At 40.7% G+C, this 24,551-nt stretch carries 17 protein-coding genes and 1 pseudogene; 12 read left to right on the top strand and 6 right to left on the bottom strand.

The window, feature by feature from the left end:
- Positions 1–117: 117 nt before the first annotated feature.
- Both O3670_RS01220 and O3670_RS01225 read right to left on the bottom strand, forming a co-directional pair.
- Complete coding sequence (locus O3670_RS01220; protein WP_371595700.1) at positions 118–1,407, bottom strand: hypothetical protein; 1,290 nt, start codon at positions 1,405–1,407, stop codon at positions 118–120.
- Positions 1,397–2,584 (bottom strand): hypothetical protein, encoded by a 1,188-nt coding sequence (locus O3670_RS01225; protein WP_371595701.1) that lies wholly within the window; start codon positions 2,582–2,584, stop codon positions 1,397–1,399. The genes O3670_RS01220 and O3670_RS01225 overlap by 11 nt, the downstream gene beginning before the upstream one ends.
- 263 nt (positions 2,585–2,847) lie before the next feature.
- Here O3670_RS01225 and O3670_RS01230 point away from each other — a divergent pair, with 263 nt between their 5' ends.
- The 12 genes and pseudogenes from O3670_RS01230 (at position 2,848) to O3670_RS01280 (ending at position 20,747) form a co-directional block, all read left to right on the top strand.
- On the top strand, positions 2,848–3,819 hold the full coding sequence (locus tag O3670_RS01230) for a thiamine pyrophosphate-dependent dehydrogenase E1 component subunit alpha (protein ID WP_021144192.1): 972 nt from the start codon (positions 2,848–2,850) through the stop codon (positions 3,817–3,819).
- A gap of 24 nt (positions 3,820–3,843) precedes the next feature.
- Positions 3,844–4,842 (top strand): alpha-ketoacid dehydrogenase subunit beta, encoded by a 999-nt coding sequence (locus tag O3670_RS01235; protein ID WP_013990622.1) that lies wholly within the window; start codon positions 3,844–3,846, stop codon positions 4,840–4,842.
- Between the two features lie 236 nt (positions 4,843–5,078).
- Entirely contained in the window at positions 5,079–6,467 is a 1,389-nt protein-coding gene (locus tag O3670_RS01240) for a dihydrolipoamide acetyltransferase (RefSeq protein ID WP_368386440.1), read from the top strand.
- A gap of 179 nt (positions 6,468–6,646) precedes the next feature.
- On the top strand, positions 6,647–8,404 hold the full coding sequence (gene lpdA / locus O3670_RS01245; RefSeq protein ID WP_371595702.1) for a dihydrolipoyl dehydrogenase: 1,758 nt from the start codon (positions 6,647–6,649) through the stop codon (positions 8,402–8,404).
- Between the two features lie 271 nt (positions 8,405–8,675).
- Positions 8,676–11,705 carry a GBS Bsp-like repeat-containing protein gene (locus O3670_RS01250; RefSeq protein WP_371595703.1) on the top strand — a complete coding sequence of 1,010 codons (3,030 nt, stop codon included), beginning with the start codon at positions 8,676–8,678 and terminating at the stop codon, positions 11,703–11,705.
- A 174-nt stretch (positions 11,706–11,879) separates the two neighbouring features.
- Positions 11,880–11,987, top strand: a pseudogene (locus O3670_RS10960) (M protein); the annotation flags it as partial.
- A 134-nt stretch (positions 11,988–12,121) separates the two neighbouring features.
- Entirely contained in the window at positions 12,122–15,841 is a 3,720-nt protein-coding gene (locus tag O3670_RS01255; protein WP_371595704.1) for a pullulanase, read from the top strand.
- Positions 15,842–16,087: 246 nt separating this feature from the next.
- Positions 16,088–16,960, top strand: coding sequence for an iron uptake system protein EfeO (efeO, locus tag O3670_RS01260; protein ID WP_049546001.1), 873 nt, complete (start codon positions 16,088–16,090; stop codon positions 16,958–16,960).
- 5 nt (positions 16,961–16,965) lie between these two features.
- Positions 16,966–18,171: an iron uptake transporter deferrochelatase/peroxidase subunit gene (gene efeB / locus O3670_RS01265; RefSeq protein ID WP_037600625.1), complete on the top strand. Its 1,206-nt coding sequence runs from the start codon at positions 16,966–16,968 to the stop codon at positions 18,169–18,171.
- On the top strand, positions 18,149–19,834 hold the full coding sequence (locus O3670_RS01270) for an FTR1 family iron permease (RefSeq protein ID WP_201061532.1): 1,686 nt from the start codon (positions 18,149–18,151) through the stop codon (positions 19,832–19,834). Before efeB ends, O3670_RS01270 begins: the two co-directional genes overlap by 23 nt.
- Positions 19,821–20,549 carry a twin-arginine translocase subunit TatC gene (gene tatC, locus O3670_RS01275; RefSeq protein WP_245084791.1) on the top strand — a complete coding sequence of 243 codons (729 nt, stop codon included), beginning with the start codon at positions 19,821–19,823 and terminating at the stop codon, positions 20,547–20,549. The genes O3670_RS01270 and tatC overlap by 14 nt, the downstream gene beginning before the upstream one ends.
- Before the next feature lie 12 nt (positions 20,550–20,561).
- On the top strand, positions 20,562–20,747 hold the full coding sequence (locus O3670_RS01280; protein WP_021144181.1) for a twin-arginine translocase TatA/TatE family subunit: 186 nt from the start codon (positions 20,562–20,564) through the stop codon (positions 20,745–20,747).
- Positions 20,748–20,893: 146 nt separating this feature from the next.
- On the opposite strand, the gene O3670_RS01285 is transcribed toward O3670_RS01280, so the two are convergent.
- The 4 genes from O3670_RS01285 to O3670_RS01300 all read right to left on the bottom strand — a co-directional run bounded on the left by O3670_RS01285 (position 20,894) and on the right by O3670_RS01300 (position 24,493).
- Positions 20,894–20,986, bottom strand: a complete 93-nt coding sequence (locus O3670_RS01285) for a type I toxin-antitoxin system Fst family toxin (protein WP_004182539.1) — start codon at positions 20,984–20,986, stop codon at positions 20,894–20,896.
- A gap of 160 nt (positions 20,987–21,146) precedes the next feature.
- Positions 21,147–22,283, bottom strand: coding sequence for an ABC transporter ATP-binding protein (locus O3670_RS01290; protein ID WP_014634479.1), 1,137 nt, complete (start codon positions 22,281–22,283; stop codon positions 21,147–21,149).
- Between the two features lie 15 nt (positions 22,284–22,298).
- Positions 22,299–23,135, bottom strand: coding sequence for a sugar ABC transporter permease (locus O3670_RS01295; protein WP_004182537.1), 837 nt, complete (start codon positions 23,133–23,135; stop codon positions 22,299–22,301).
- Positions 23,135–24,493 (bottom strand): carbohydrate ABC transporter permease, encoded by a 1,359-nt coding sequence (locus O3670_RS01300; RefSeq protein ID WP_070656251.1) that lies wholly within the window; start codon positions 24,491–24,493, stop codon positions 23,135–23,137. The genes O3670_RS01295 and O3670_RS01300 overlap by 1 nt, the downstream gene beginning before the upstream one ends.
- Positions 24,494–24,551 lie beyond the last annotated feature (58 nt).

Genomic DNA, 24,551 nt, shown 5'->3' on the forward strand with positions numbered 1-24,551 from the left:
CTTGGGTGTCTTTTTGTTTGGCGAATAATTCCTTTCATTCTAAACTGTTAGGAATTTTTAGTGAGAAGAGATATAAAGTAACAAAAAAAGAGCCACTGGCTCTTTTTAAATATGATCTTAATAACCAGGTTCAAAGATTTCAATAATTTGAGTCAGATAACCTGCATGTAAACCGATACGATAGTCAACATTTGGCAAACTCTTTACTAAATCATTCAGTTCTTTATCTTTGCTAACCTTATCAGCCAAAACTGGTAATTCAACAACAAGGAGTTGTGAGTAATCTAGTTGAAGGTAACTACTATTGACCTTGACATCAGGACGAAGTAGTTTAAATATCGCTCTTTCCGAAGCTTGGAGCAGTTGATATAAATCGAGGTCAGATAAAGGAATCTCACCAAACTGAGGACTGATGTTTATAGCAATATCAATATGAGCAGCTCGCATTTCTAAAATGCGGTTAGAGAGGAAACTAGATATTATTGGATTGCTAAGCCTATCCAAGTTTTCTTGAGTCTCTGGATTACCAATGCTAGCATTGTCCGTTTTATAAATCTCAAGTAGACTAGTAGCTTTGGCAGTATCTTCATTTTCCAAGGCAAGAGAAACGTCCTTGAGATTTTTCTTGAATAAGTCGAAAGACGTTTGCTTTTGCATAATAATCTGGATAAAGGATTTGCTATAGTTAGTCATAGTACCCAACAATTTATGACGTTCTTTGTTCAGTCTATCGATAGATTGTTGGTGGACAGCCTGGTTCCAATTGTAAAAATCCCATAGTAGTAGGGCAATATAGAGAACTAAGATAACAGAACTATTAGGACTGACCTTGAAAACTATTTCAAATAAATTTTTAGGGTCATTTGCTGTTGGAAGAATACTGTTAAGACCATGGATAACAGTAAAGAAGACATAATAGACAGCTAGGAAGGCAGTGCTTCGCAACCAGTTACGTCTAGCCCAAGCTTCGTCAAGACTACTCATCTGATTTAGGTCTACAGCGAAGATTTTAAGCATTAGGTAAATGATTAATGGTGCTAAGATGTAGGTCAAGATATGTAAGTTAGTGTTGAGGGTAACATCACCTTTGATATGTAAGACGTGAGGGATAATGACAATTGAAAGTAGTCGTGTTGCCATATCAAAAAGGATAGTTGGATAAAAAGCGTAAAGCAATCGATGATAGAAAGAACGCTCTTTGACAAGGGCCAAATCGGCAACAAGGAAGAAAAGCGGGTCCACAACGATTTTTACGAGACTAAAATAGGACGCTGCAGCTAAATAGGACAAAAATAGAAGTAAAAGGTGTCCTCGTAGTGGCTTAATCTTAGACATAGTCTGGTAGAGGTACCAAATAGAAATGAAACTAATGGCCTGTAAGAGAGGATTGATAATATTAGTAATCATTGTAACCTCCTTTAGTCATGTCAATTTCAATTTGTAAGCGATAAATCCCAGCACGTGTATTTGAAACAATGTTAACGTTTGGATAAGTAGATAGAATAGTATTGACGCGTTTTAGTTCAGGATCAGAGAAATCAGATGTAATAGCTGAATCTTCTTTAGTGCTTGAACTTTCAACGACAAAGTGTTGACTATCCTCATCCTTAAAATAAGCATAGCTAAGGTATTTCTGTTCACTATCTTGTGCTTGGTCAATGACATGATCCAAGATAGTTGATAGGACATATACCCAGTCTAAAGGATAAATAGGATAGACGGTAATAGGTTCTGGGACCTCCATACTAACCCAAACATCCAGTTCTTTTGCCTTTAGAAATTTAGCTTCAAAGAGTACCTGTAAATCTGGCAGTTTAATATTTTCTAGTTTGTCTCGATAAAAATGATCAATCTTCTTATCTAGCGGATTCGGTGTCAGCAAGTAGTCAATTAACTCCTGAGCTTCCTCATTTTGTTGAAAACGGATGATATCGTAGAGGTTTTCAGCTTCGTCTTTGATGAAGAGCTCTTGGCTAGTCTTTTTCTGGTACCAGGTATTGATGTTCTGACTTGATTTTTGAAGAAGGTGAGAATGTTCCTCTTGGGCTGCTTGTGTTTGAGCATTGAGGTCTTTTCTATAGAGATTAACCTGCTTAGATAGAATCAGAGCCGTAATGATAAGAAAGGCAATGGTAAAGTGAATGTCTGTTGAAACGAGTTCAGAAGCAAAGTAAATAAAGGCTAAGCTACAAAGAGCGACAGACGTTGACCTGTACCATGGTCTTGCTTTATCAATTTGCATCATTCGAGAGTAGTCCACCTGAAGAAGGGCACTTTGTGCAAACCAAAGTAAAAAAGCAAGAAAGAGAATAAAGGGACCAGCAAAATAGTAATCCAAGACTGCAGGGAAAAAAATTGGAATAATCAGGAAAATGACCAATCTTACCGTTAAGGCAAAGGTGAAAGGTATGAAGAAAGTCTCCAAAATGGTATGTCTTAGATTTTTGTAGGATTTGGCAGCTAGAAAGAGTACAAGTGCAATAAAACCGGATTTTGGATACAAAATGCCCAAATAACTAGAGGCAAAAATTGCTATACCAGCTAAAATAATAATCCAGTACCTAAGAGGCCTTTGCGTGGTCACCTTGAAGATAATAATTTGTAAAATAAAAGCTATACATGCCGTAAGCCCGTGAATTATGACATCACTCAATATCAAATATTCTCCTATTCGGGTAAAATCTATATAATCATGCTATTATACCATATCGCAAACAAAAAGAGCATACGAATTGCCTATAAGTGATAAGGATGTAAGGCTTTTCATTTTTCAAGCATATTTCTTGCCCATTAAGTTTTTTTAACCTATCCTAGATGTATAGAAAAATTTCGATAGAGGAGATCGATATGGTAAAACTTTCTAAAGAGACACATCTTGAGATGTTCACTAAAATGGAACGTATTCGTGAATTTGATTCACGTATTAATAAATTGGTTCGTCGTGGTTTTGTTCAAGGAATGACTCACTTTTCAGTTGGTGAGGAAGCAGCCAACGTTGGGGCTGTTCAACACTTGAGCTATGACGATATCTTCTTTTCAAATCACCGTGGTCACGGACAATCTATTGCCCAAGACATGGATTTGAATAAAATGATGGCGGAGCTTGCAGGTAAGGCGACAGGTGTTTCTAAGGGCCGTGGTGGTTCTATGCACTTGGCTGACTTTGAAAAAGGTAACTACGGAACTAACGGTATTGTTGGTGGTGGTTATGCTCTTGCCGTAGGTGCAGCTCTCACTCAGCAATACAAAGAAACAGGAAATATTGTTGTGGCCTTTTCAGGAGATGGTGCAACTAATGAAGGCTCATTCCATGAGTCAGTCAATATGGCAGCTACTTGGAAATTGCCGGTTATCTTCTTTATCATCAATAACCGTTATGGTATCTCAATGGATATTCATAAAGCTACAAACACACCTCACCTTTATACACGTGCGGAAGCTTATGGTATTCCTGGTTTCTACTGTGAAGATGGTAACGATGTTTTGGCAGTCTATGAAACAATGGGCAAGGCTGTTGAGCATGTCCGTGGTGGCAACGGTCCTGCTATTGTTGAGGTAGAATCTTACCGTTGGTTCGGTCACTCAACTGCCGATGCGGGTGTTTACCGTACTAAGGAAGAAGTTGACGAGTGGAAGAACAATAACGACCCAATTATTAAATACCGTGACTATCTCGTTTCTGAAAATATCGCAAGCGCTGAAGAGTTAGATGCTATCCAAAGCCAAGTTAAGGCAGAGGTTGATGCAGCTTATGAGTTCGCCCAAAATAGCCCAGATCCAGAACTTTCAGTTGCCTTTGAAGATGTATGGGTAGACTAAAGAGAAAGGTTGAGGAATACAAGTATGAGTGAAACAAAATTGATGGCCTTGCGTGAGGCAGTAAACCTTGCTATGAGCGAGGAGATGCGTAAAGACGAAAACATCTTCCTTATGGGTGAAGATGTTGGTATCTATGGTGGTGACTTCGGTACATCAGTTGGGATGTTGGCAGAATTTGGTGAAAAACGTGTTAAAGATACACCAATTTCAGAGGCAGCTATCGCTGGTGCAGCTGTTGGATCTGCCATCACAGGTCTTCGTCCAATCGTTGACTTGACTTTCATGGACTTCATCACGATTGCCCTTGATGCTATCGTTAATAATGGTGCAAAAAACAACTACATGTTTGGTGGTGGTTTGAAGACTCCTGTAACCTTCCGTGTGGCATCTGGTTCAGGGATTGGTTCTGCGGCACAGCACTCACAATCTCTTGAGTCATGGTTGACTCACATTCCAGGGATTAAAGTGGTTGCTCCAGGTAATGCTAACGATGCAAAAGGTCTTTTGAAATCTGCTATTCAAGACAATAACATTGTTATCTTCATGGAACCAAAAGCACTTTACGGTAAGAAAGAGGAAGTGACTCAAGATCCTGATTTCTACATTCCACTTGGAAAAGGTGAAATCAAGCGTGAAGGGACTGACCTTACTATTGTCACATATGGTCGTATGTTGGAACGTGTTCTTAAGGCTGCTGAAGAAGTGGCTGAACAAGGTATTAACGTTGAGGTCGTTGACCCACGTACGCTTATCCCACTTGATAAGGAATTGATTTTCGAGTCAGTTAAGAAGACTGGTAAACTGATGCTGGTCAATGATGCATATAAGACTGGTGGGTTCATCGGTGAGATTGCTGCTATGGTTACTGAAAGTGAAGCATTTGATTACCTTGACCACCCAATTGTACGTTTAGCAAGTGAAGATGTGCCTGTACCTTATGCGCGTGTCTTGGAACAAGCGGTTCTTCCAGATGTTGAAAAGATTAAGGCTGCTATTATCAAGATGGCCAATAAAGGAAACTAACTTTCTAGCGACGGTTAAGTGATATGTCTCGCTAGTAAAATGTGTTTCTTGATTTAACTGTGAGAGTATCGGAAAATATAATTTAAAGTAGAAAGGAGGGGGCGTTAAAGCGTTTGAGTTGATTTGAACTCAAACGAAATGCTTCGGAATTTAGATAGTTTTATTTGTGTGCAAGCACACTAAATGTAAAACTCCTAAAACTCTGTCGCATTTTAGCGTTCTTAGTATCATAAAATATGGCTTTTGAGATTATTATGCCAAAGCTTGGTGTGGACATGCAGGAAGGCGAAATCATCGAGTGGAAGAAACAAGAGGGTGATGTGGTTAATGAGGGGGATATCCTTCTTGAAATCATGTCAGATAAAACGAACATGGAACTTGAAGCAGAAGATTCTGGTGTTCTTTTGAAGATTACCCGTCAAGCTGGTGAAACAGTACCAGTTACTGAAGTTATCGGTTATATTGGAGCAGAGGGTGAAGTTGTGGCTGATAATGCTGCGAGCGCACCGGCTGCAGAAGCTGCTCCGCAAGTTGAAGAAGTTGCTACTGTGGAAGCACCTGTAGTGGCAGCACAAGCCCAAGCCCCTGTCGTACACGAAGGTGGCAAAGTACGTGCAACACCTAAAGCACGTAAAGTAGCGCGTGAGTTGGGGATTGACCTCGCTCAAGTTCCAGGAACTGGAGCAAAAGGTCGTGTTCATGCTGATGACGTTGAGAACTTTAAGGGTGCTCAACCTAAGGCAACTCCGTTGGCACGTAAGATTGCAGCGGACCTTGGTATTGATTTAGCTACCGTATCTGGAACAGGCTTTGGTGGTAAAATTACCAAGGAAGATGTCCTTGCAATCAGTGCCCCAGCCCAAGTTAAGGAAGCTGCAGCTGCACCTGTGGTTGAAGCTAAGCCAGAAAAAGTCTTGCCAGAAGGTGTGGAAGTTATCCCAATGTCTGCTATGCGTAAGGCTATCTCTAAGGGAATGACGCACTCTTACTTAACTGCGCCAACCTTTACCCTTAACTACGATGTGGACATGACTAACCTTATGGCTCTTCGTAAGCAAGTCCTTGATCCAATCATGAATAAGACTGGCATGAAGGTGACCTTCACTGATTTGATTGGTTTGGCAGTTGTGCGTACCCTTATGAAAGAGGAACACCGTTACCTCAATGCATCCTTGATTGATGATGCGCAAAATATCGAATTACACAAATTTGTTAATCTCGGTATTGCCGTTGGTCTCGATGATGGCTTGATTGTACCGGTCGTTCATGGTGCAGATAAGATGAGTTTGTCTGACTTTGTGGTGGCCTCTAAGGATGTCATCAAGAAAGCTCAGGCTGGTAAATTGAAGGCTGCAGAAATGTCAGGTTCAACCTTCTCTATTACTAACTTGGGAATGTTTGGAACCAAATCATTTAACCCAATCATCAACCAACCAAACTCAGCTATCCTTGGTGTTTCAGCAACTATTCAGACACCGGTTGTTGTTGATGGTGAAGTTGTCGTACGTCCAATCATGGGTCTATGCTTGACTATTGACCACCGTATTGTAGATGGTATGAATGGTGCTAAATTCATGGTTGATTTAAAACATTTGATTGAAAATCCAATGGAATTGTTGATTTAAGAAAAAAATATCTGAAAACTGAAGTTTTAAAATAGAAAGGAGAGGGCGTTAAAGCGTTTGAGTCGATTTGAACTCGAACGAAATGCTTCGGAATTTAGATAGTTTTACTTGTGTGCAAGCACACTAACGTAAAACTCCTAAAATTCTGTCGCATTTTAGCGTTCTTAGTATCATAAAATATGGCTTTTGAGATTATTATGCCTAAGCTTGGTGTGGACATGCAGGAAGGCGAAATCATCGAGTGGAAGAAACAAGAGGGTGATGTGGTTAATGAGGGAGATATCCTTCTTGAAATCATGTCAGATAAAACGAACATGGAACTTGAAGCAGAAGATTCTGGTGTTCTTTTGAAGATTACCCGTCAGGCTGGTGAAACTGTACCAGTTACTGAGGTTATTGGTTATATTGGAGCAGAGGGTGAAGTTGTGGCTGATAATGCAGCCAGTGCACCTGTTGCAGAAGCAACTGCTCAATTAGAATCTGCTGGTCTTGAAGTTCCTAAAGCTCCTGCCACAGCTGCTCCAGCAGCTCCTGCAGAAAAAGCACCACTTGCTGATAATGAGTACGATATTATTGTTGTCGGTGGTGGTCCTGCTGGTTACTATTCTGCCATTCGTGGGGCACAACTTGGTGGTAAGGTTGCTATCATTGAAAAATCTGAATTTGGTGGAACATGTTTGAATAAAGGATGTATTCCAACTAAGACCTACCTTAAAAATGCAGAAATCCTTGATGGGCTTAAGATTGCTGCAGGTCGTGGTATCAACCTAGCGTCAACAAACTACACTATCGATATGGATAAGACTGTTGACTTTAAGAACTCTGTTGTTAAGACACTTACGGGTGGTGTTCAAGGTCTTTTGAAGGCTAACAAGGTTACTATTTTCAATGGTCTTGGTCAAGTTAACCCAGATAAGACAGTTACTATTGGTTCAGAAACAATCAAGGGACGTAATATTATCCTTGCGACTGGATCAAAAGTTTCACGTATCAATATCCCTGGAATTGAGTCACAACTTGTGATGACATCAGATGATATCCTTGACTTGCGTGAATTGCCTAAATCACTTGCTGTTATGGGTGGTGGTGTCGTTGGTATCGAACTTGGTCTTGTTTATGCTTCATACGGTGTAGAAGTAACTGTTGTTGAGATGGCTGACCGCATTATCCCTGCTATGGATAAAGAAGTATCACTTGAACTTCAAAAAATCCTTGCTAAGAAGGGCATGAAGATCATGACTTCTGTTGGTGTTTCTGAAATTGTTGAAGCCAACAACCAATTGACCCTTAAACTTAATAATGGTGAAGAGATTGTAGCTGATCGCGCCCTTCTTTCAATCGGTCGTGTTCCTCAGTTGGATGGTCTTGAAAATCTTAACCTTGAACTTGACCGCGGTCGTATCAAGGTTAATGCTTATCAAGAAACATCAATCCCAGGAATTTACGCACCAGGTGATGTTAACGGAACTAAGATGCTTGCTCACGCGGCTTACCGTATGGGTGAAGTTGCAGCTGAAAATGCTATGCGTGGCAATGTCCGTAAGGCTCACCTTGACTACACACCAGCAGCTGTCTATACACACCCAGAAGTTGCAATGTGTGGTCTTACTGAAGAAGATGCACGTGCGAAATACGGTGATGTTCTCGTTGGTAAATCAAGCTTCGCTGGTAACGGACGTGCCATCGCTTCAAACGAAGCACACGGTTTTGTTAAAGTCGTTGCAGATGCGAAGTACCATGAAATCCTTGGTGTTCATATTATCGGTCCAGCCGCAGCTGAATTGATTAACGAAGCATCAACAATTATGGAAAATGAATTGACTGTAGATGAACTCTTGCAATCTATCCACGGTCACCCAACCTTCTCTGAAAACATGTATGAAGCCTTTGCTGACGTACTTGGAGAAGCTATCCATAACCCACCAAAACGTAAATAAAGTTGATAAAATTCTCGGACAGATGTTCGGGGATTTTTCTTTTGTCACACATTTTCATCTTTAGCTATATCTTGCAAATTTCTTTGGATTTTTAGTGTTAAATACGAATAGGTAGTTAAAGGGTTTTCAAATAAGATAAATCGCAATTTTGTAGCGTTTAGAATTTTATAATATTTCTGCTTTATTTAGAAAACTTTTAATAATGACCTTTCCATTAGAGTTTTTCTATGGTAAAATGGTTGACGTATTAAAAATGCAAAAGGAAAGTTAAATGCGAACGAAAGATTTTATCTACTATGCTAGTGCGGCTGTTCTCTTGGCTGTGACAACTCAGGTTGCTCATGCAGATGAAGTGGCGACACAAACACCTTCTGTTACTGAAGGAAATCAGTATCAACCTGCGACAGCGGCTGAGATTTTTGGTGGAGAAGCAGCCTTGCCTGCAACTCCTAGTTCAACTGTTTCAGCACCCGTTGCTACGAGTGAGGTGGCAAAACCTAGTGCTCCTGCGGTATCTACGTCACTTGCACCAGAAAGTTCAGAGGCTGTAACACCTGCGGCATCAACTTCAGTAGCTAACTCTACTGTTGCTGTAGCGTCAACTTCAGTAACATCTTCAGTTGTTAGTTCAGAAAGTGCAACAGCTTCTACAAGTGCGACGAATTCGGAAACGTCAAACAGCGCTGTAGCAACACCTGCTAAATTGACGAATTCTACGGATGTTCCTTCGCCAACGCTTAAGGTGCAACCAAAGACTTTTATCGATGTCAGCAGCCATAATGGTGAGATCAGTGTAGATGACTATCGTGCTCTTGCACGCCAAGGTGTGGGTGGTGTCGTTGTCAAGTTGACTGAGGACACTTGGTACAACAACCCTAAAGCACCATCACAAGTTCGCAATGCTCAAATTGCTGGTCTTCAAGTATCAACCTATCATTTTTCTCGATACACAACTGAGGAAGAAGCACGTGCAGAAGCTCGATTCTACATCCAAGCTGCACAAAAACTAAACCTTCCAATGAGTACTGTTATGGTTAATGATTTCGAAGACTCTAAGATGCTTCCAAATATCAACCGTAATACTCAAGCATGGGTTAATGAAATGCGTAAGCATGGTTACAACAACTTGATGTTCTACACAAGTGCCAGCTGGTTGGATGAGAACAATCTAGGCTACCGTGGACCTGTCTCAACCTCTCAATTTGGGATTGAGAATTTCTGGGTTGCCCAGTACCCATCAACAACTCTTACAGCAACAAGCGCCAAAAACATGCGCTATAATGCCAAAACTGGTGCATGGCAGTTTTCAGCTACGGCTAATCTCTTGCCAAGTAAACATGTCTTTGACCACAGCGTGGATTATACAGGACGTTTCACAGCTAATGCTAGTGCTGAGGTTGATGCAACTCAAGGCAATTTGAGTGGAACCATTTCTATTGTCAACAATAATCCAACTGTTGGTAGCTTTGATGTAGTCATCTCTAATGTCAAAGCACCAAATGGTGTTGAAACAGTCTCTGTTCCAATTTGGTCAGAAATTAATGGTCAAGATGACATTATCTGGTATACGGCTAACCGTCAAAATAATGGAACTTATACAGTAAACGTTAAGGCTTCAGCTCATAAAAACTCGACAGGGCTTTATAATATCCACCTTTATTATGTTCAAAAAGATGGTCAATTGACGGGTGTTGGTGGAACAACTACGCAAGTCTTCATTGGTAAGACACCTGAGCAGTTGAAACCTAAAGCAAGTTTTGCTATTGAAAACAACAATGATAAGGCTGGAACTTTTGACGCCGTTATCACTAATATCTCAGCACCACTAGGTGTTAAAGAAGTTTTAGTGCCATCATGGAGTCTTGAAAATGGTCAAGACGACCTTATTTGGCATAAGGCGACTAAGCAAACTGATGGCAGCTACCGTGTAACCATTAAGGCAAGTGAGCATAAGGGCACTAAAGGAAATTACCGTGCCGATGCTTATATCGTGGATACCTCTAACAATCGCCATTATATTGCTGAAAAAGTAGTGGCTGTTGATTATGCTCGACCAAGTGGTGTCCTTACGATTGAAAACAACAATACTGCAGCAGGTACTTTTGATGCAGTTGTTCGTAACATTGTTGCTCCTACAGGTTTGAAAGAAGTTCTTGTTCCTTCATGGAGTTTAGCTGGTGGTCAAGACGACCTTATCTGGCATAAGGCAACTCGTCAAGCCGATGGTTCTTACCGAGTGACTATCAAAGCAACGGATCATAAGAATTCAACTGGTAAGTACCGTGCCGATGCCTACCTTGTAGATGACTCTAACAAACGTTTCTACCTTACTGAAAAAGTGGTAGAAGTTTCTCAAACTCGTCCTAGTGCAAGCCTCTTTATTGAAAATAACAATGCTGATTTAGGTACTTTTGATGCTGTTATCCGCAATATCGTAGCACCAAATGGGGTTAAGGAAGTTTTAGTTCCTTCATGGAGTCTCGTTAATGGACAAGATGATCTCGTTTGGCACAAGGCTAGTCGCCAATCTGATGGTAGCTACCGTGTCACTATTAAGGCTAGTGAGCATAAAAATTCACTAGGAAATTACCGTGCTGATGTTTACATCGTAGATAATGCCAACCAACGTCATTATGTCACTGAAACCATTGTAGACGTAAAACATAATAAGCCAGTCGGTACTATTTCAGTTGTTAATAACAATAATGATACTGGTACTTTTGATGTCATTATCAGTGATGTCTATAGTTCTAAAGGTGTTCGTACTGTTCAAGTACCTATTTGGTCTGAAAAAGATGGACAAGATGACATTCGTTGGTATGAAGCCACACGTCAAGCTAATGGCACTTATACGGTAAATGTTCAAGCTACTGACCACAAAAATTCAACAGGTTTGTACAATATTCATTTGTACTACATTTTAAATGATGGGTCACAAGTTGGTGTAGGAGGGACAACGACAACAGTTGAATTCCGTAATGCTAAGACTAAAACGCAAACCTATATCACTAATGTTAATTCAGAAGCAGGTAGTTTTACAGTTGTAGTTGATCAAGCGCCACAAGGACGTCAGATTAAGAATATTCGTGTAGCTGTATGGTCAGAAAGTAACCAAGGAAACCTTTCTTGGTACAATACAGCACCTACTGGAACACATACTGAAATCAATGTATCGACTGTTAATCATAAGAATCTAATTGGTAACTATACGACTCACGTTTATGTGGACTATGTAGACAATACTGTAGACGGATTTAACCTTGGTGAGACAGCTCTTGCTCCACGTAATCGTCGTTTATAAGCCTGAACCGCTTTTTATTCAAAACATAAACTTCGATGGATTTATAAGTGATATGGTGCTAAAAAATGAATTTATCAAGTTGTCTTCTTCAAGTCATGTCCTCTATAGATATGAAGGAAACTAATTTACATATTAGCTTTCTTATACTAAAATACAAATTTATTCAATTTAACTAACGCCAATAACAATGGTTGGTATTCTTTGGATTACATTCACGGTGTTCAGAGTCGAGATGTAATGGATACTAAACTTGGTGCACCATTCTTCTCAATCTTTGCTTAATCTGATATATAATTAATAAATCGAGGGAATCTGATGGTTCTCTCTTTTTAATAATCTCGCAGAGAAAACGCTTGCATAAATCTAATCTAAATGGTATATTAAAAAACATGAAAACGTTAACAAAAGGAGTTAGTATGAAAAGAAATACTCAAGCTAATGATGAAAAAGTTCTTCGTTATAGCCTTCGCAAGTACAAGTTAGGGTTGGCTTCTGTAACCATTGGAGCTGTTTTTTTGAGCTTTGCTGCTACTCATGGAGTCAAGGCAGAAGAAGTAGTGTCAACACCTGCCTCAAGTACACAGGTAGAATCAGCTGATTCTAGTCTTACCACCAGTGGTCTAGTAACTGAAATGCCAACAGCTCCTCTAACAGCCGAGAATGCCACAGTGTCCAAGGAAAATGAGCCAGTTTCTCTTCCAGCAGAAAATACTAGCCGTACTGAGCCTACCAAGCTAACTGAAACTAGCGAAAACACGCCAAAAACAGTAAGTACTAATAATAGTCAAGCTCTCACTAATACATCTGAGGAACCTATTGCTGAGGGGACTATTCGCTTGCATTTCCAAGAGTTGCCAAGTCAGGATAAGGCATCACTTGGGCTTTGGACTTGGGATGATGTGGAGACGCCATCATCTCAGAAAGGTGCTTGGCCAACAGGAGCAACCTCATTTGCAGAAGCCAAACAGGATAATTATGGTGTTTACTTGGATGTAAAGCTGTCTTCAACACCTAAAAAGCTTAGTTTCTTGATTAATAATGCCGCTGGAACGAACCTTTCAGGTGATAAAGCAGTCGAAATTCTTAGCCCTCAAATGAATGAGGCTTGGATTGACAAAGATTTTCAAGTTTACAGTTATCAACCTATCCCTCAAGATCACGTTCGTATCAATTATTTCCGTACGGATGGCGACTATAGTAATAAGTCTGTCTGGTATTGGGGTGATGTTAAGGATGCTCCAAGTAATTGGCCTGATGGTGTCAATTTCCAACCAAATGGTAAGTATGGTGCCTATTTAGACATTCCGCTAACCGAGGCTGCTAAATCTATCGGATTTTTACTCTTAGATGAGAGCAAAACAGGAGATGATGTGAAAATTCAACCAAATGATTATAAATTTAGTGACTTGAAAAAAACTCGTCAGCTTTTCGTACGAGATACTGATACGACAGTCTACACCAACCCTTATTTTGTTAAGGATGTGCGTTTGACTGGAGCTCAGCAGCTTAGTCCAAGCCAAATCGAACTTAGCTTCACCAATTTAGAAGATGTTTCATCTGAGGATATTCTCAAAGACCTAAAGGTGACAGACAAGGATGGTAACAGTGCAACTCTTAAACAGCTTGAGTTGGATGCTAAACTCAAAAAAGCTACATTAACAGGTGATTTTGCTGCGGAAAATCTGCCTTACAAGGTCACTTTGGGCAATGATAGTTTTAAAACGTCTGAGAGTTGGCAATTGAAGGATGCGCTCTACAGTTACGATGGTGAATTGGGTGCCCGTCTTCAAGAGAATGGTACTAAGGCACATGTGACACTTTGGTCACCAAGTGCTGATCAAGTAGATATCATTGTCTATGATAAGAATAATCAAGACATGGTTCTTGCTGAACATGCCCTAAGCAAAGGACCTCGAGGGACTTGGCAAGCTGACTTGCTTGCGACTGATCTTGGTTTGGAAAACTTAACAGGTTATTTCTATCAGTACCGCATTAAACGTGGTGATCAGTCTGTAATCGTTTTGGATCCTTATGCTAAGTCTTTGGCTGCTTGGAATAGTGACGATGCCAGCAAGGGACCTGAGCACAAGATTGCCAAGGCTGCCTTTATAGATCCTACTAATTATGGACCAAAAGATCTTGACTACGCTAAGATTCCAAACTTTAAATCTCGAGAAGATGCCATCATTTATGAGGCTCATGTACGAGATTTCACCTCTGATAAGGCTATCTCAGCTGAATTGAAACACCAGTTTGGGACTTTCGCAGCCTTTGCAGAGCGTTTGGATTATCTTAAGGATCTCGGTGTTACTCATATTCAGCTTTTACCAGTATTAAGCTACTATTTTGTCAATGAAATGCAAAATGGGAAGCGTTTGGATGCCTATGCATCAAGTGATAGTAACTACAACTGGGGCTATGATCCACAAAACTATTTCTCTTTGACGGGCATGTATTCTGAAAACCCAAATGAACCAGCTAAACGTATCGAAGAATTCAAGAATTTAGTTGCTGCTATTCATGCCCACGGTATGGGCGTTATCTTGGATGTAGTCTATAATCATACAGCCAAGACAGCTATTTTTGAAGACCTTGAGCCAAATTATTATCACTTTATGGATGCTGATGGTACTCCTCGTTCGAGTTTTGGAGGGGGTCGTCTAGGCACGACTCACTATATGAGTCGTCGTGTCTTGGTTGATTCGATTGCTTATCTTACTAAGGAGTACAAGGTGGATGGTTTCCGTTTTGATATGATGGGTGACCATGATGCTGAAAGTATCGAGCAAGCTTACCATGCTGCACGTGCCCTTAATCCAAACCTTATTATGCTTGGTGAGGGCTGGGTGACTTATACTGGCGATGAAAATAGCCCTGTTCAGCCTGCCGATCAGTCTTGGATGAAAGACACAGATACCGTAGCTGTATTTTCAGACGATATTCGAAACACCCTCAAATCAGGTTATCCAAACGAGGGGACACCTGCCTTTATCACAGGTGGCAAACGTGATATTAATAAGGTCTTTGACAATATCAAGGCACAACCAACTAACTTCGAGGCTGATTCTCCAGGTGATGTGATTCAATATATTGCTGCTCACGATAATTTGACCCTTTTTGATATCATCGCCCAATCAATCAAGAAGGATCCAAGCAAGCCTGAGAATAATGCTGAAATTCATCGTCGCTTGCGTCTAGGAAACCTCATGGTATTGACTGCTCAGGGAACACCATTTATTCACTCTGGTCAGGAATACGGCCGCACCAAACAGTTCCGTGATCCTGCCTACCGTTATCCTGTGTCTGAGGACAAGGTGCCGAATAAGTCACATCTCTTAGTGGATGAAAAGGGCAATCCATTTGACTATCCTTACTTTATCCATGATTCTTATGATTCTAGTGATGCCGTCAATCATTTTGATTGGACTAAAGCAACTGATAGCCAGGCCTTCCCAGAAAATACGAAAACTCGCGCCTTTACCAAAGGTTTGATCGCCTTACGTAAGTCGACAGATGCCTTCAATTTCAAATCAAAAGCAGATGTAGATGCACGTCTAACGCTATTGACAGTTCCTGGTCAGGACAATGTCGCTCAAGAAGATTTGGTATTGGGATACCAAACTGTTGCTTCGAATGGAGACCGTTACCTTGTCTATGTCAATGCTGATAGCAAGGCTCGTCAGTTTGATTTGAGCAAGATTACAAATGGCCTATCTTATCTGGTTTTGGCAGATGGCAGTCAAGTCAATTTATCTGGAATTAGTGAGTTATCAGGTGTTGCAATCAACAATCATATCTTGACCTTGGATCCACTAACAGCGACTATTATTCGTTTGACTAATGCTCAGACGCCAACTGAGGCAGTAGATCAGCCTTCTGAAAAGACCGGGTCATTTGGTGGTAAAGATACTGAGGCAACTAAAGCAAATGTCAAGGCTTCAGGTAAAGAGGACCTTGTTGGAGATGCTGAACTTGTTAATCGTGACAATGGTCAGGCTAAGGCTAAGACTGAAGCTAGTCGTCAGACTGATAAACAACTGCCATCCACTGGTGAAAAGACAAATCGTGGACTCTTTTTAGCAGGTCTTCTAAGCATTCTTAGCCTAGGATTCCTTCGAAAACGTCGTACAAAATAATAAGTAGCAACAGGTTATTTCCTGTTGTTTTCTTATTTAGAATCATTCTTATCTGCTCTTTAGAATAGTTCTTAAATAGCCTAAAACCGTTGACAGTGCTGGTTTCTTCTGTTAGTTTAGATATGTTCTCTTACATACGAGAGATCATTATTGACTTATCATCGTTCGTTCTTTATTAATGTTAAAACGACGATTCACATATATAACGACAAATGTCGAACACTATCTTGAAAATAGGAGACATTCATGAAAAAACTTAGCAAACTTGGTGTTGTTCTTTTGGCATCAGGACTTTTATTGACGGCTTGTGCCAAATCTGGTAATTCAAGTCATTCAAGTTCAACTAGCTCAAAACTCACAGCCAGTGAGCAAAAGCAATTGAAGCAGGCCACAAGTGATTATAAGACTTTCGTAGAAGGCGAAATTGATCAGCTTTTGAAAGATACTGAAGGATTCAGTGAAACCCTCAAGTCAGGAAATCTTGAAGAAGCTAAGAAACAATACCCATTGATTCGTATGGCTTACGAGCGTTCAGAACCGATTGCAGAAAGCTTTGGTGAGTCTGACGTGAAAATCGACTACCGTTTGGTTGATTACATGGACGAAAATAAATCAGAAGACGGTTGGTCAGGGTTCCACCGTATCGAATGTATCATGTGGCAAGATAACACGACAGAGGGTACGGCTGCCTATGTAGATCAATTGGTTAACGATATTAAGGAACTCAAAGCTAAAATTGCAACTGTTAAAGTTACTCCAGATATCATGCTGACGGGTGCTGTTGACCTTTTGAACGAAGTAGCCACTCAAAAGATTACAGGTGAAGAAGAGGTCTTCTCACACACTGATCTTTACGACTTCCGTGCCAATATTGAAGGGGCAGAAAAAATCTTTGAACTTTTCAAGCCGTTGATCCAAAAGAAAGATGCTAAACTTGTTAAGACTCTGGAAACTGAATTCAAGAATGTGAATGGTCTTTTGGACAAACACATGACTGATGAGAAAAACTATAAGTCTTATACAGATTTGAGTGAGGCAGATACTAAGGAATTGGCCGAAGCTGTAACTAAACTTGGTGAACCATTATCACAAATGGGTGTTATCCTAGATGGGAAATAAGAAAAATGACTGACGAAAAATTTTTAGATCAAAAAATGGACCGTCGTGAATTTCTTAAAAAAGCAGGTATTGGAGGGGCAGGGCTTGCGCTTGGTCTTTCTGGTGCATCTGCTTTTTTCGCTAATCAGGATAGTTCAAGTAAAAAGGCTTATGATGGTGATGAAGATATTAGCTTCTTTGGCAAGCACCAGGCTGGGATTACGACTCCTATGCAGAAGGCTTGCTACTTGGTGGTGCTAGATCTTCATACAACCGATAAAAAAGAAGTCATCCAGCTTTTTAAAGACTGGACCGATTATAGTAGTAAATTGGTCGAAGGAGAGTTAGTCAAAAAAGACGGTTCTAATGCCCTCTTGCCTCCTACGGATACAGGCGAAACGGTGGGACTCAACCCCTATCGCCTGAGTCTGACTTTTGGAGTTTCGGCTGATTTTCTTAAAAAACTTGGTTTAGAATCCAAACGTCCTAAGCTCTTCCGCGATTTGCCTCCATTTCCTAAGGAGCAGTTGCAGGACAAGTATACGGGTGGTGATATCGTGATTCAAGCCTGTGCGGACGATGAACAAGTAGCTTTCCACGCTGTCCGCAATCTGATTCGTAAAGGTCGTAATAAAATCACCATGAAGTGGAGCAAATCAGGGTTTGCAGCTATCGGAGACCGCAAGGAAACGCCTCGAAATCTTTTTGGTTTCAAGGACGGTACTGCCAATGTTACGACAGAAAAGGAATTCGATAAGGTTGTCTGGACTGATAGTAAAGATTGGATGAAGGGTGGTTCTTATATGGCTCTTCGTCTGGTACAGATGCACCTTGAAACTTGGGATCGTACTAATTTGCAAGAGCAGGAAAACACCTTTGGTCGTTACAAGGAATCAGGCGCTCCCTTTGGTAAGAAAGATGAGTTTGATGAAGTAGATTTATCTAAACTTCCTGTAGATTCGCATGTCCGTTTGGCTAAAGAAGTAGACCTTCCTATCTTACGTCGTTCATATTCTTATTCAGATGGCATTGATGAGAGAACTGGCCAGTTTGATTCAGGTTTGATTTTCATTGCCTACCAGAAGGATCCAGACCGTTTTGTTAAAATTCAGACTAATCTTGGTGCTGTAGACAAGATGAACGAGTACATCACCCATATCGGAAGTGGGCTCTTTGCTTGCTTTGCTGGCGTGGAGAAAGGAGGCTACCTTGGTCAAGCACTCTTTGAATAAACTCCTCGTTTTACTTGGGCTTTTAGCCTTATTCTGGACCTATCCAGTAGCTGCTGAATCATATAGTGACCTCTATATCAAAATTACAGATGCCACAACAGCTGTTCAAAATAAAGATCAAACAAAAGCTAAGGAATTGGTTGCTGAGATTAAGACTGATTTCGAAACAAAAGAAAATCACGATTCCAAGGCTGGTAAAAAAGTTAGCAAGGCTCTTGATATTAAAGGTGACGTGACAGAAGAGGACCTAACCTCCATTTCGTCAGCCCTTCTTAAATTTGAGAAAGAGCAAAATCCTGTTGATTTAGATGCCGAAAAGGAAAAACTTGAAACACGCTTAGAGCCTTATTTCAAAAACTTACAGGATGCCATTACGGCCAAAGACCTGACTGCAACACGCAAAACTTACAGTGAATTAAATAATGCTTGGACGCGAAATGAAGCTGTTGTCCGTGACCACAGTACTGCCTACTACGGCAAGATTGAGACGGCCATTTCACTTTTGCGAAGTAGCATTGAGACGGAGCCTACTGATTTCACCAGCATCCAGTCATCTTATGATGATCTCAAGGGTGGGATTGATGACTTTATCAAGGGTGTCCCTCTTGATAGCACAAGCTCAAGTTTAACCCTAAAAGATGGTATTAAGCTCTTGGAAAAGGCTCTAGGTCAATTCCAAGCAGGTGATGACAAAACGGCTGCGGCAACTATGAAGAAGTTCATCACTATCTGGCCAACCATTGAAGGCGATGTAAGCACAACTAATCCAAGCCTTTATACGCGCGTGGAAAGTGAAACACCTGTTATCATGGTTAAGGGAAAAGAAAAAGCTTATCAGGACAAACTGCAAGCCTTGATCACAGACCTATCTGCTATTGATACCAGTGCTTCTTATAATGCCTTTGATGCCATGTTGATTCTCTTACGTGAAGGGGTTGAAGCCCTCCTCATTGTTATGGCCCTTGTGACAACTCTTAAGGCAGCCAAGATGCGTAAGGGACTCAAATGGGTTTATGGCGGAGCCATTGCTGGTGTTCTTGCCAGCGCAGTTATAGCTGTTATCTTACAAGTTGTCTTTCCAGCTGTGACCTCGGGGGCTAACCGTGAAATTATTGAAGGTGGCGTTGGTATCTTTGCAGTTGCGATGATGATTCTGATTGGAATTTGGCTCCATCGCAAGTCTTCAGTCAAACAGTGGAATGACTTTATGGACCGCCAGATGAAGACGGTGACGGCTACTGGAAGCTTTGTGTCCATGTTTGCACTCAGTTTCTTGGCTGTCTTTCGTGAGGGTGCCGAGACTATACTTTTCTATGTCGGTATTGTCCCACGTATCACGACAGCTAATTTCTTGATTGGTATTGCTTCAGCCATTGCAGTTCTTGTTATCATTGCTGTGGCTATGACTAAAGCGAGTCACTATATTAAACCACACCGCATTTTCTTTATTTTGACTTGGTTGATTTATGCCTTGGCCTTCAAGATGCTCGGTGTCAGTCTTCATGCCCTTCAGTTGACTAATATGATGTCTAATCATTTGATTAGTGGTTTCCCAACCATTGATTGGGCTGGTATCTATCCAAGCTGGGAAGTCTTGATTCCACAACTTATCTTTATTGCTATTGTTGTCTTTGTGACGGTGAAACAGCATGGCAAGAAATAAAGATGAGATGACTATTGTTGAGCATCTGGTGGAATTTCGGAGACGTTTCATTGCAGTAGTGTTGTGCTTTTTCCTAGTTTTTTGTATTACTCTGTTGTTTGCTGGGCAACTCTATGCTTATCTAACCAGAGGATTTGACAAGCCTTTATTAGTTCTAGGGCCTAACGATATTCTTTGGATTTACATTAACTTGGCTAGTCTCATGGCTTTTACGGTCACTTTGCCTTTCACCACCTACCAGATTTGGCAGTTTGTGAAACCAGGTTTGAGGGACAATGAAGCGCGTGCTATCTTTGCTTATATTCCAGCAACTTTTGTCTGTTTTGTATTGGGTTTGGCCTTTGGTTATTATTTTGTGAGTCCAGCTATCTTAGAAGTGCTTTTAAAGCTAGGTGAAGGACTCTTTGATACACAAATTACAGCACAAAACTACCTTAGTTTTTTACTGCATACGACAGTGCCTTTGGCTGTTCTCTTTGAACTTCCCGTAGTTGTTAGTTTCCTAACCTCTATAGGTATATTGACACCAGTATTTCTGACACGCTATAGACGCTATGCTTACTTCATTCTCTTGGTATTGGCAGTCGTTCTGACACCAGCCGACTTTATTAGTGACTTGGCCATGACTGCTCCCTTAATCTTACTCTATGAAGTTAGCGTAGCTCTTAGTAAGCTCATTTATAAACGTAAACAAAGAAAATATAAAGATAAATAGAAAGGAGATTTCATGGGAATTCTACGTGATATCGGAGCTCCAGGACTTATCATTATCGTCCTAGGAGCCCTCCTCATCTTTGGTCCTAAACGCTTGCCAGAACTTGGACAATCTATCGGTAAAATGTTAGCAGAATTTAAAGCAGCGGTAAATAAGACTGATGATAAAAAAGACGAAGAAGACAAGACTAAAGACTAAGATCTCTATCTAAAGGTTATCTTCAAGTTTCTTGACAATTCTAAGCTTTTATGACATAATACACTTGTATTGAATAGTAAGTCTATATCATAGGCAAGAAAAGACCCCAAGCTAACTTCCACATAAGCTCGGGGTCTTTTTTAGCACTATCTATCCTTGTTTAACCACTTGTCGATCAGACGAAGGATAACACCGACCACAATAGGTCCGATGATAGTTTTGAATAGTAAATCCATCATAGGCAAACTCACCTCCCTTCGTAGGCGGTGTCGAGGTGCCAAAGGATATTATATCATAGATTGAAAGAGATATGTTTAGTGAGTGATAGGAAGTATCAGTTAGAATGTGGTTTAATCATGCCAAACAAAAAATCAGCTCAAGAGGGCTGATTTTTTTATCTTACAAACTGATACGTTTTTCTGTTTCAGCGTCGAAGAAGTGACCTTTAGCAACGTTGAAAGTAAGGTTAACTTTTTCACCTGGATTATGGAAGTCACGCGCATCAACACGGGCAGCAAACTCAGTTTCTCCAAGTTTTAGGTAGAGCATTGTTTCTGCACCAAGAAGCTCTGAAACGACGACTTCAGCATCTACATTGGCATCTGGATAAACTTCTTGAACAATTGGACGGCTTGAAACATCTTCAGGACGGATACCAAAGATTACTTCATTGCCTTGATACCCTGTCTCTTTCAAGATTTTAGCTTGACCCTCAGAGATTGCAATATCCAAACCTTCAGAGTTAGTAATGCGGTTACCATCAACCTTAACATTAAAGAAGTTCATAGCAGGACTTCCGATGAATCCAGCAACAAATTTATTGGCTGGCTCATTATAAAGTTCTTGAGGGGTACCAATTTGTTCGATACGACCGATAGTACCAGAACCATCAGGGTTTTTAGTAGAACTCATGATAACGATACGGTCAGCAAGAGTCATAGCTTCTGTTTGGTCGTGGGTAACGTAGATAGTAGTTGCACCAATATTGCGAGTAATTTTAGCAATTTCAGCACGCATGGTCACACGAAGCTTAGCATCCAAGTTTGAGAGTGGTTCGTCCATGAGGAAGACTTTAGCATCACGAACGATAGCACGTCCCATAGCTACACGTTGACGTTGACCACCAGAGAGGTCTGCAGGCTTACGATCTAAGAACTCAGTCAAACCAAGGCTAGCAGCAGCTTCACGGACACGTTTGTCGATATCATCTTTTTTATATTTACGAAGTTTAAGACCAAAGGCCATATTTTCATAAACAGTCATGTGAGGGTAAAGTGCGTAGTTTTGGAATACCATGGCAATGTCACGATCTTTTGGTGATTTGTCATTAACCACTTCACCATCTATATAGAGTTTACCTTCTGTGATTTCTTCGAGACCAGCAACCATACGGAGAGTTGTTGATTTACCACATCCTGAAGGACCTACGAAAACGATGAATTCCTTGTCTTTGATGTCGATACTGAAATCTTCGACAGAGTAGTGAGTTGCATTTGGGTATTTTTTATAAATTTTATCCAGTTTAAGAGTTGTCATATCATTTATCCTTTATTATTTAACTGATCCGCCGGTTACACCTTCAACATAGTATTTCTGCATGAAGATAAAGAGAAGGGTGATTGGGATGGCGATGATAATAGCACCTGCGGTAAATGGAAGGAACCATTCATTGATAGCGTCTTGGTTAAGCATTTGATAGAGTCCAAGGGCAACCGTATATTTATCTTTAACGTCACCGAGGATAACAGATGCAAAGATGAAGTCTACCCAAGGTCCCATGAAGGCCATGAGGGCAGTGTAGACGATGATTGGTTTAGAAAGTGGCAAGGTAATCTTAGTGAAGATTTGAAGACGAGTTGCGCCATCAATCATTGCTGATTCATCCAATGAGTAAGGAATGGTATCAAAGAAACCTTTCGCAATGTAGAAACCAAGAGCTGCCCCAGCAGAATATACCAAGACCAAAGATGTCAAGGTTTGTGTCAAATTGAGGGCCTTCAAAATGTAGTAGACCGCAATCATTGACATGAATCCAGGGAACATGTTAAGTACAAGTGCCAATTTCAAGAAGCCATTTCTGTGTTTGAATTTAATACGGCTAAGTGAGTAGGCCATACCTACGGTAATCAAAGTTGAGAGGATACATGTACATGTGGCAACGATGAAGGTATTGATGAACCATTTTCCAAATGGATAAGCATCGCTGGTAAACAGTTTAATGTAGTTATTAAAAGTGTAAGTCTTAGGGAAGAAGTAAGGCACCGCATTAGCTCCTTCACCACGGAAACTTGTAAGGAAGATCCAAATAATTGGAATCAACCAGATAACAGCTAGAACTGTCAATAGAATATAAGTACCAGTTAGGTAAAGATTTTTCTTACGTTTCATTATTTAGCAGCCCCTTCCTTGAATGAAGATGATCTTGTGTAGGCCAAGAGACTGAATGTTGCAGAGATGGCGAAAATCAAGATACCGATAACAGATGCCAAGTTGTAGTCTTTAGCGCTAACAGTCAGTTTGTAGAGCCAAGTTACCAAGAGGTCAGTTGAACCCGCTTGATAGTATTCAGAGTTAGTAGGTCCACCACCAGTAAGGAAGTAGATAACGTTGAAGTTATTGATATTACCGATGAATTGTTGAATCAACGATGGTGCCATGATCAAGAGAATTTGTGGGAAAGTGATGCTCTTGAAGATTTGGAATTTGCTTGCTCCATCAATTTCAGCAGCTTCAATCTGCTCAGTTGGCAAGTTCATGATGATACCAGTTGCGACCAACATTGTGAACGGAATACCAATCCACATATTTACAAAGATAATAGAGAACTTAGCCCAGAGAGGATCAGTCAAGAATGGAATTGGTCCATTAGTAAGATGCAAGGTTTGAAGCAAACCATTCAAAGGACCATGGTCATTAAGGAAGTTACGCATCAAAAGAAGGGATACGAACTGAGGAACGGCGATAGTGATAACAAAGAGTGTACGCCAAACTTTCTTGAATTTAAGTCCTTTAGTGTTGAGCAGGAGAGCAAGGACGATACCGAAGAAGAAAGTAGTTGCTGTTGCAGCAACTGCCCAAATTAAGGTCCATGTCAAAAGTGGGAAGAAAGTACCAGCCATACGACCTTGTAAAACTTCACCAAAACTTGAGAAACCAACCCAGTCAAAGAGTGATTTAGGTGCTGGGTGATTGTGGTCAAAGTTAGTAAAGGCCAAACAGATCATGTAGATCAAAGGCAAGATTGTGAAGAGCAAAACTCCAATCAATGGTACAGTCATAAGTCCCATGTGGAAACGACCATCAGCCAAGGTCTTGAAGTCTTCGACAAAGTTGGGAACTTTACGTCCAGACTGTTTGAGAGCCATGAGATGACGAGCACTCTTAAGATTACACCAGTAAATATAAGCGAAAACTGCACAGAAGATTAATGATGCAAGTCCAAAAATCAACAAGAGCATAGAGTTATCTCCAGCGACCTGAACAGTAAGCTTAACCCCATTAACTTCTTTAATAGCCTCACCTTGTTCTTGAGTCCCCAAGGTAATCATCCCTTTAAGTGCAGGGATGATTTGGATAACGAAGGCTACTAAGAAGGCAATCTCAGAAAAGAGGAAGAGCAAGCCCTTGGTGAACTGTTTGTTGACCAAGTTTGCCAATCCCATTACCAGAAAGGATAATTTGACATCCCATGTACCTTCTTTGAAGACCTGGCGCATAGGAGTTGTGTCGTAGATTGTTTGTGACATAGATATCTCCTCAGATAAATGTTTAATTAGTGATAGATAAAGAGGCTAGGAACCTGAC

It is taken from the genome of Streptococcus sp. 27098_8_74 (genome assembly GCF_041431705.1).
GTDB classification, from domain to species: Bacteria; Bacillota; Bacilli; order Lactobacillales; family Streptococcaceae; genus Streptococcus; species Streptococcus salivarius_E.

Excerpts from the sequence above, each read along its gene's own strand:
- O3670_RS01220 (WP_371595700.1), bottom strand. The coding sequence starts at position 1,407 with ATGATTACTAATATTATCAATCCTCTCTTACAGGCCATTAGTTTCATT.
- O3670_RS01230 (WP_021144192.1), top strand. The coding sequence starts at position 2,848 with ATGGTAAAACTTTCTAAAGAGACACATCTTGAGATGTTCACTAAAATG.
- O3670_RS01235 (WP_013990622.1), top strand. The coding sequence starts at position 3,844 with ATGAGTGAAACAAAATTGATGGCCTTGCGTGAGGCAGTAAACCTTGCT.
- O3670_RS01240 (WP_368386440.1), top strand. The coding sequence starts at position 5,079 with ATGGCTTTTGAGATTATTATGCCAAAGCTTGGTGTGGACATGCAGGAA.
- lpdA (WP_371595702.1), top strand. The coding sequence starts at position 6,647 with ATGGCTTTTGAGATTATTATGCCTAAGCTTGGTGTGGACATGCAGGAA.
- O3670_RS01250 (WP_371595703.1), top strand. The coding sequence starts at position 8,676 with ATGCGAACGAAAGATTTTATCTACTATGCTAGTGCGGCTGTTCTCTTG.
- O3670_RS01255 (WP_371595704.1), top strand. The coding sequence starts at position 12,122 with ATGAAAAGAAATACTCAAGCTAATGATGAAAAAGTTCTTCGTTATAGC.
- efeO (WP_049546001.1), top strand. The coding sequence starts at position 16,088 with ATGAAAAAACTTAGCAAACTTGGTGTTGTTCTTTTGGCATCAGGACTT.
- efeB (WP_037600625.1), top strand. The coding sequence starts at position 16,966 with ATGACTGACGAAAAATTTTTAGATCAAAAAATGGACCGTCGTGAATTT.
- tatC (WP_245084791.1), top strand. The coding sequence starts at position 19,821 with ATGGCAAGAAATAAAGATGAGATGACTATTGTTGAGCATCTGGTGGAA.
- O3670_RS01280 (WP_021144181.1), top strand. The coding sequence starts at position 20,562 with ATGGGAATTCTACGTGATATCGGAGCTCCAGGACTTATCATTATCGTC.
- O3670_RS01285 (WP_004182539.1), bottom strand. The coding sequence starts at position 20,986 with ATGATGGATTTACTATTCAAAACTATCATCGGACCTATTGTGGTCGGT.
- O3670_RS01290 (WP_014634479.1), bottom strand. The coding sequence starts at position 22,283 with ATGACAACTCTTAAACTGGATAAAATTTATAAAAAATACCCAAATGCA.
- O3670_RS01295 (WP_004182537.1), bottom strand. The coding sequence starts at position 23,135 with ATGAAACGTAAGAAAAATCTTTACCTAACTGGTACTTATATTCTATTG.
- O3670_RS01300 (WP_070656251.1), bottom strand. The coding sequence starts at position 24,493 with ATGTCACAAACAATCTACGACACAACTCCTATGCGCCAGGTCTTCAAA.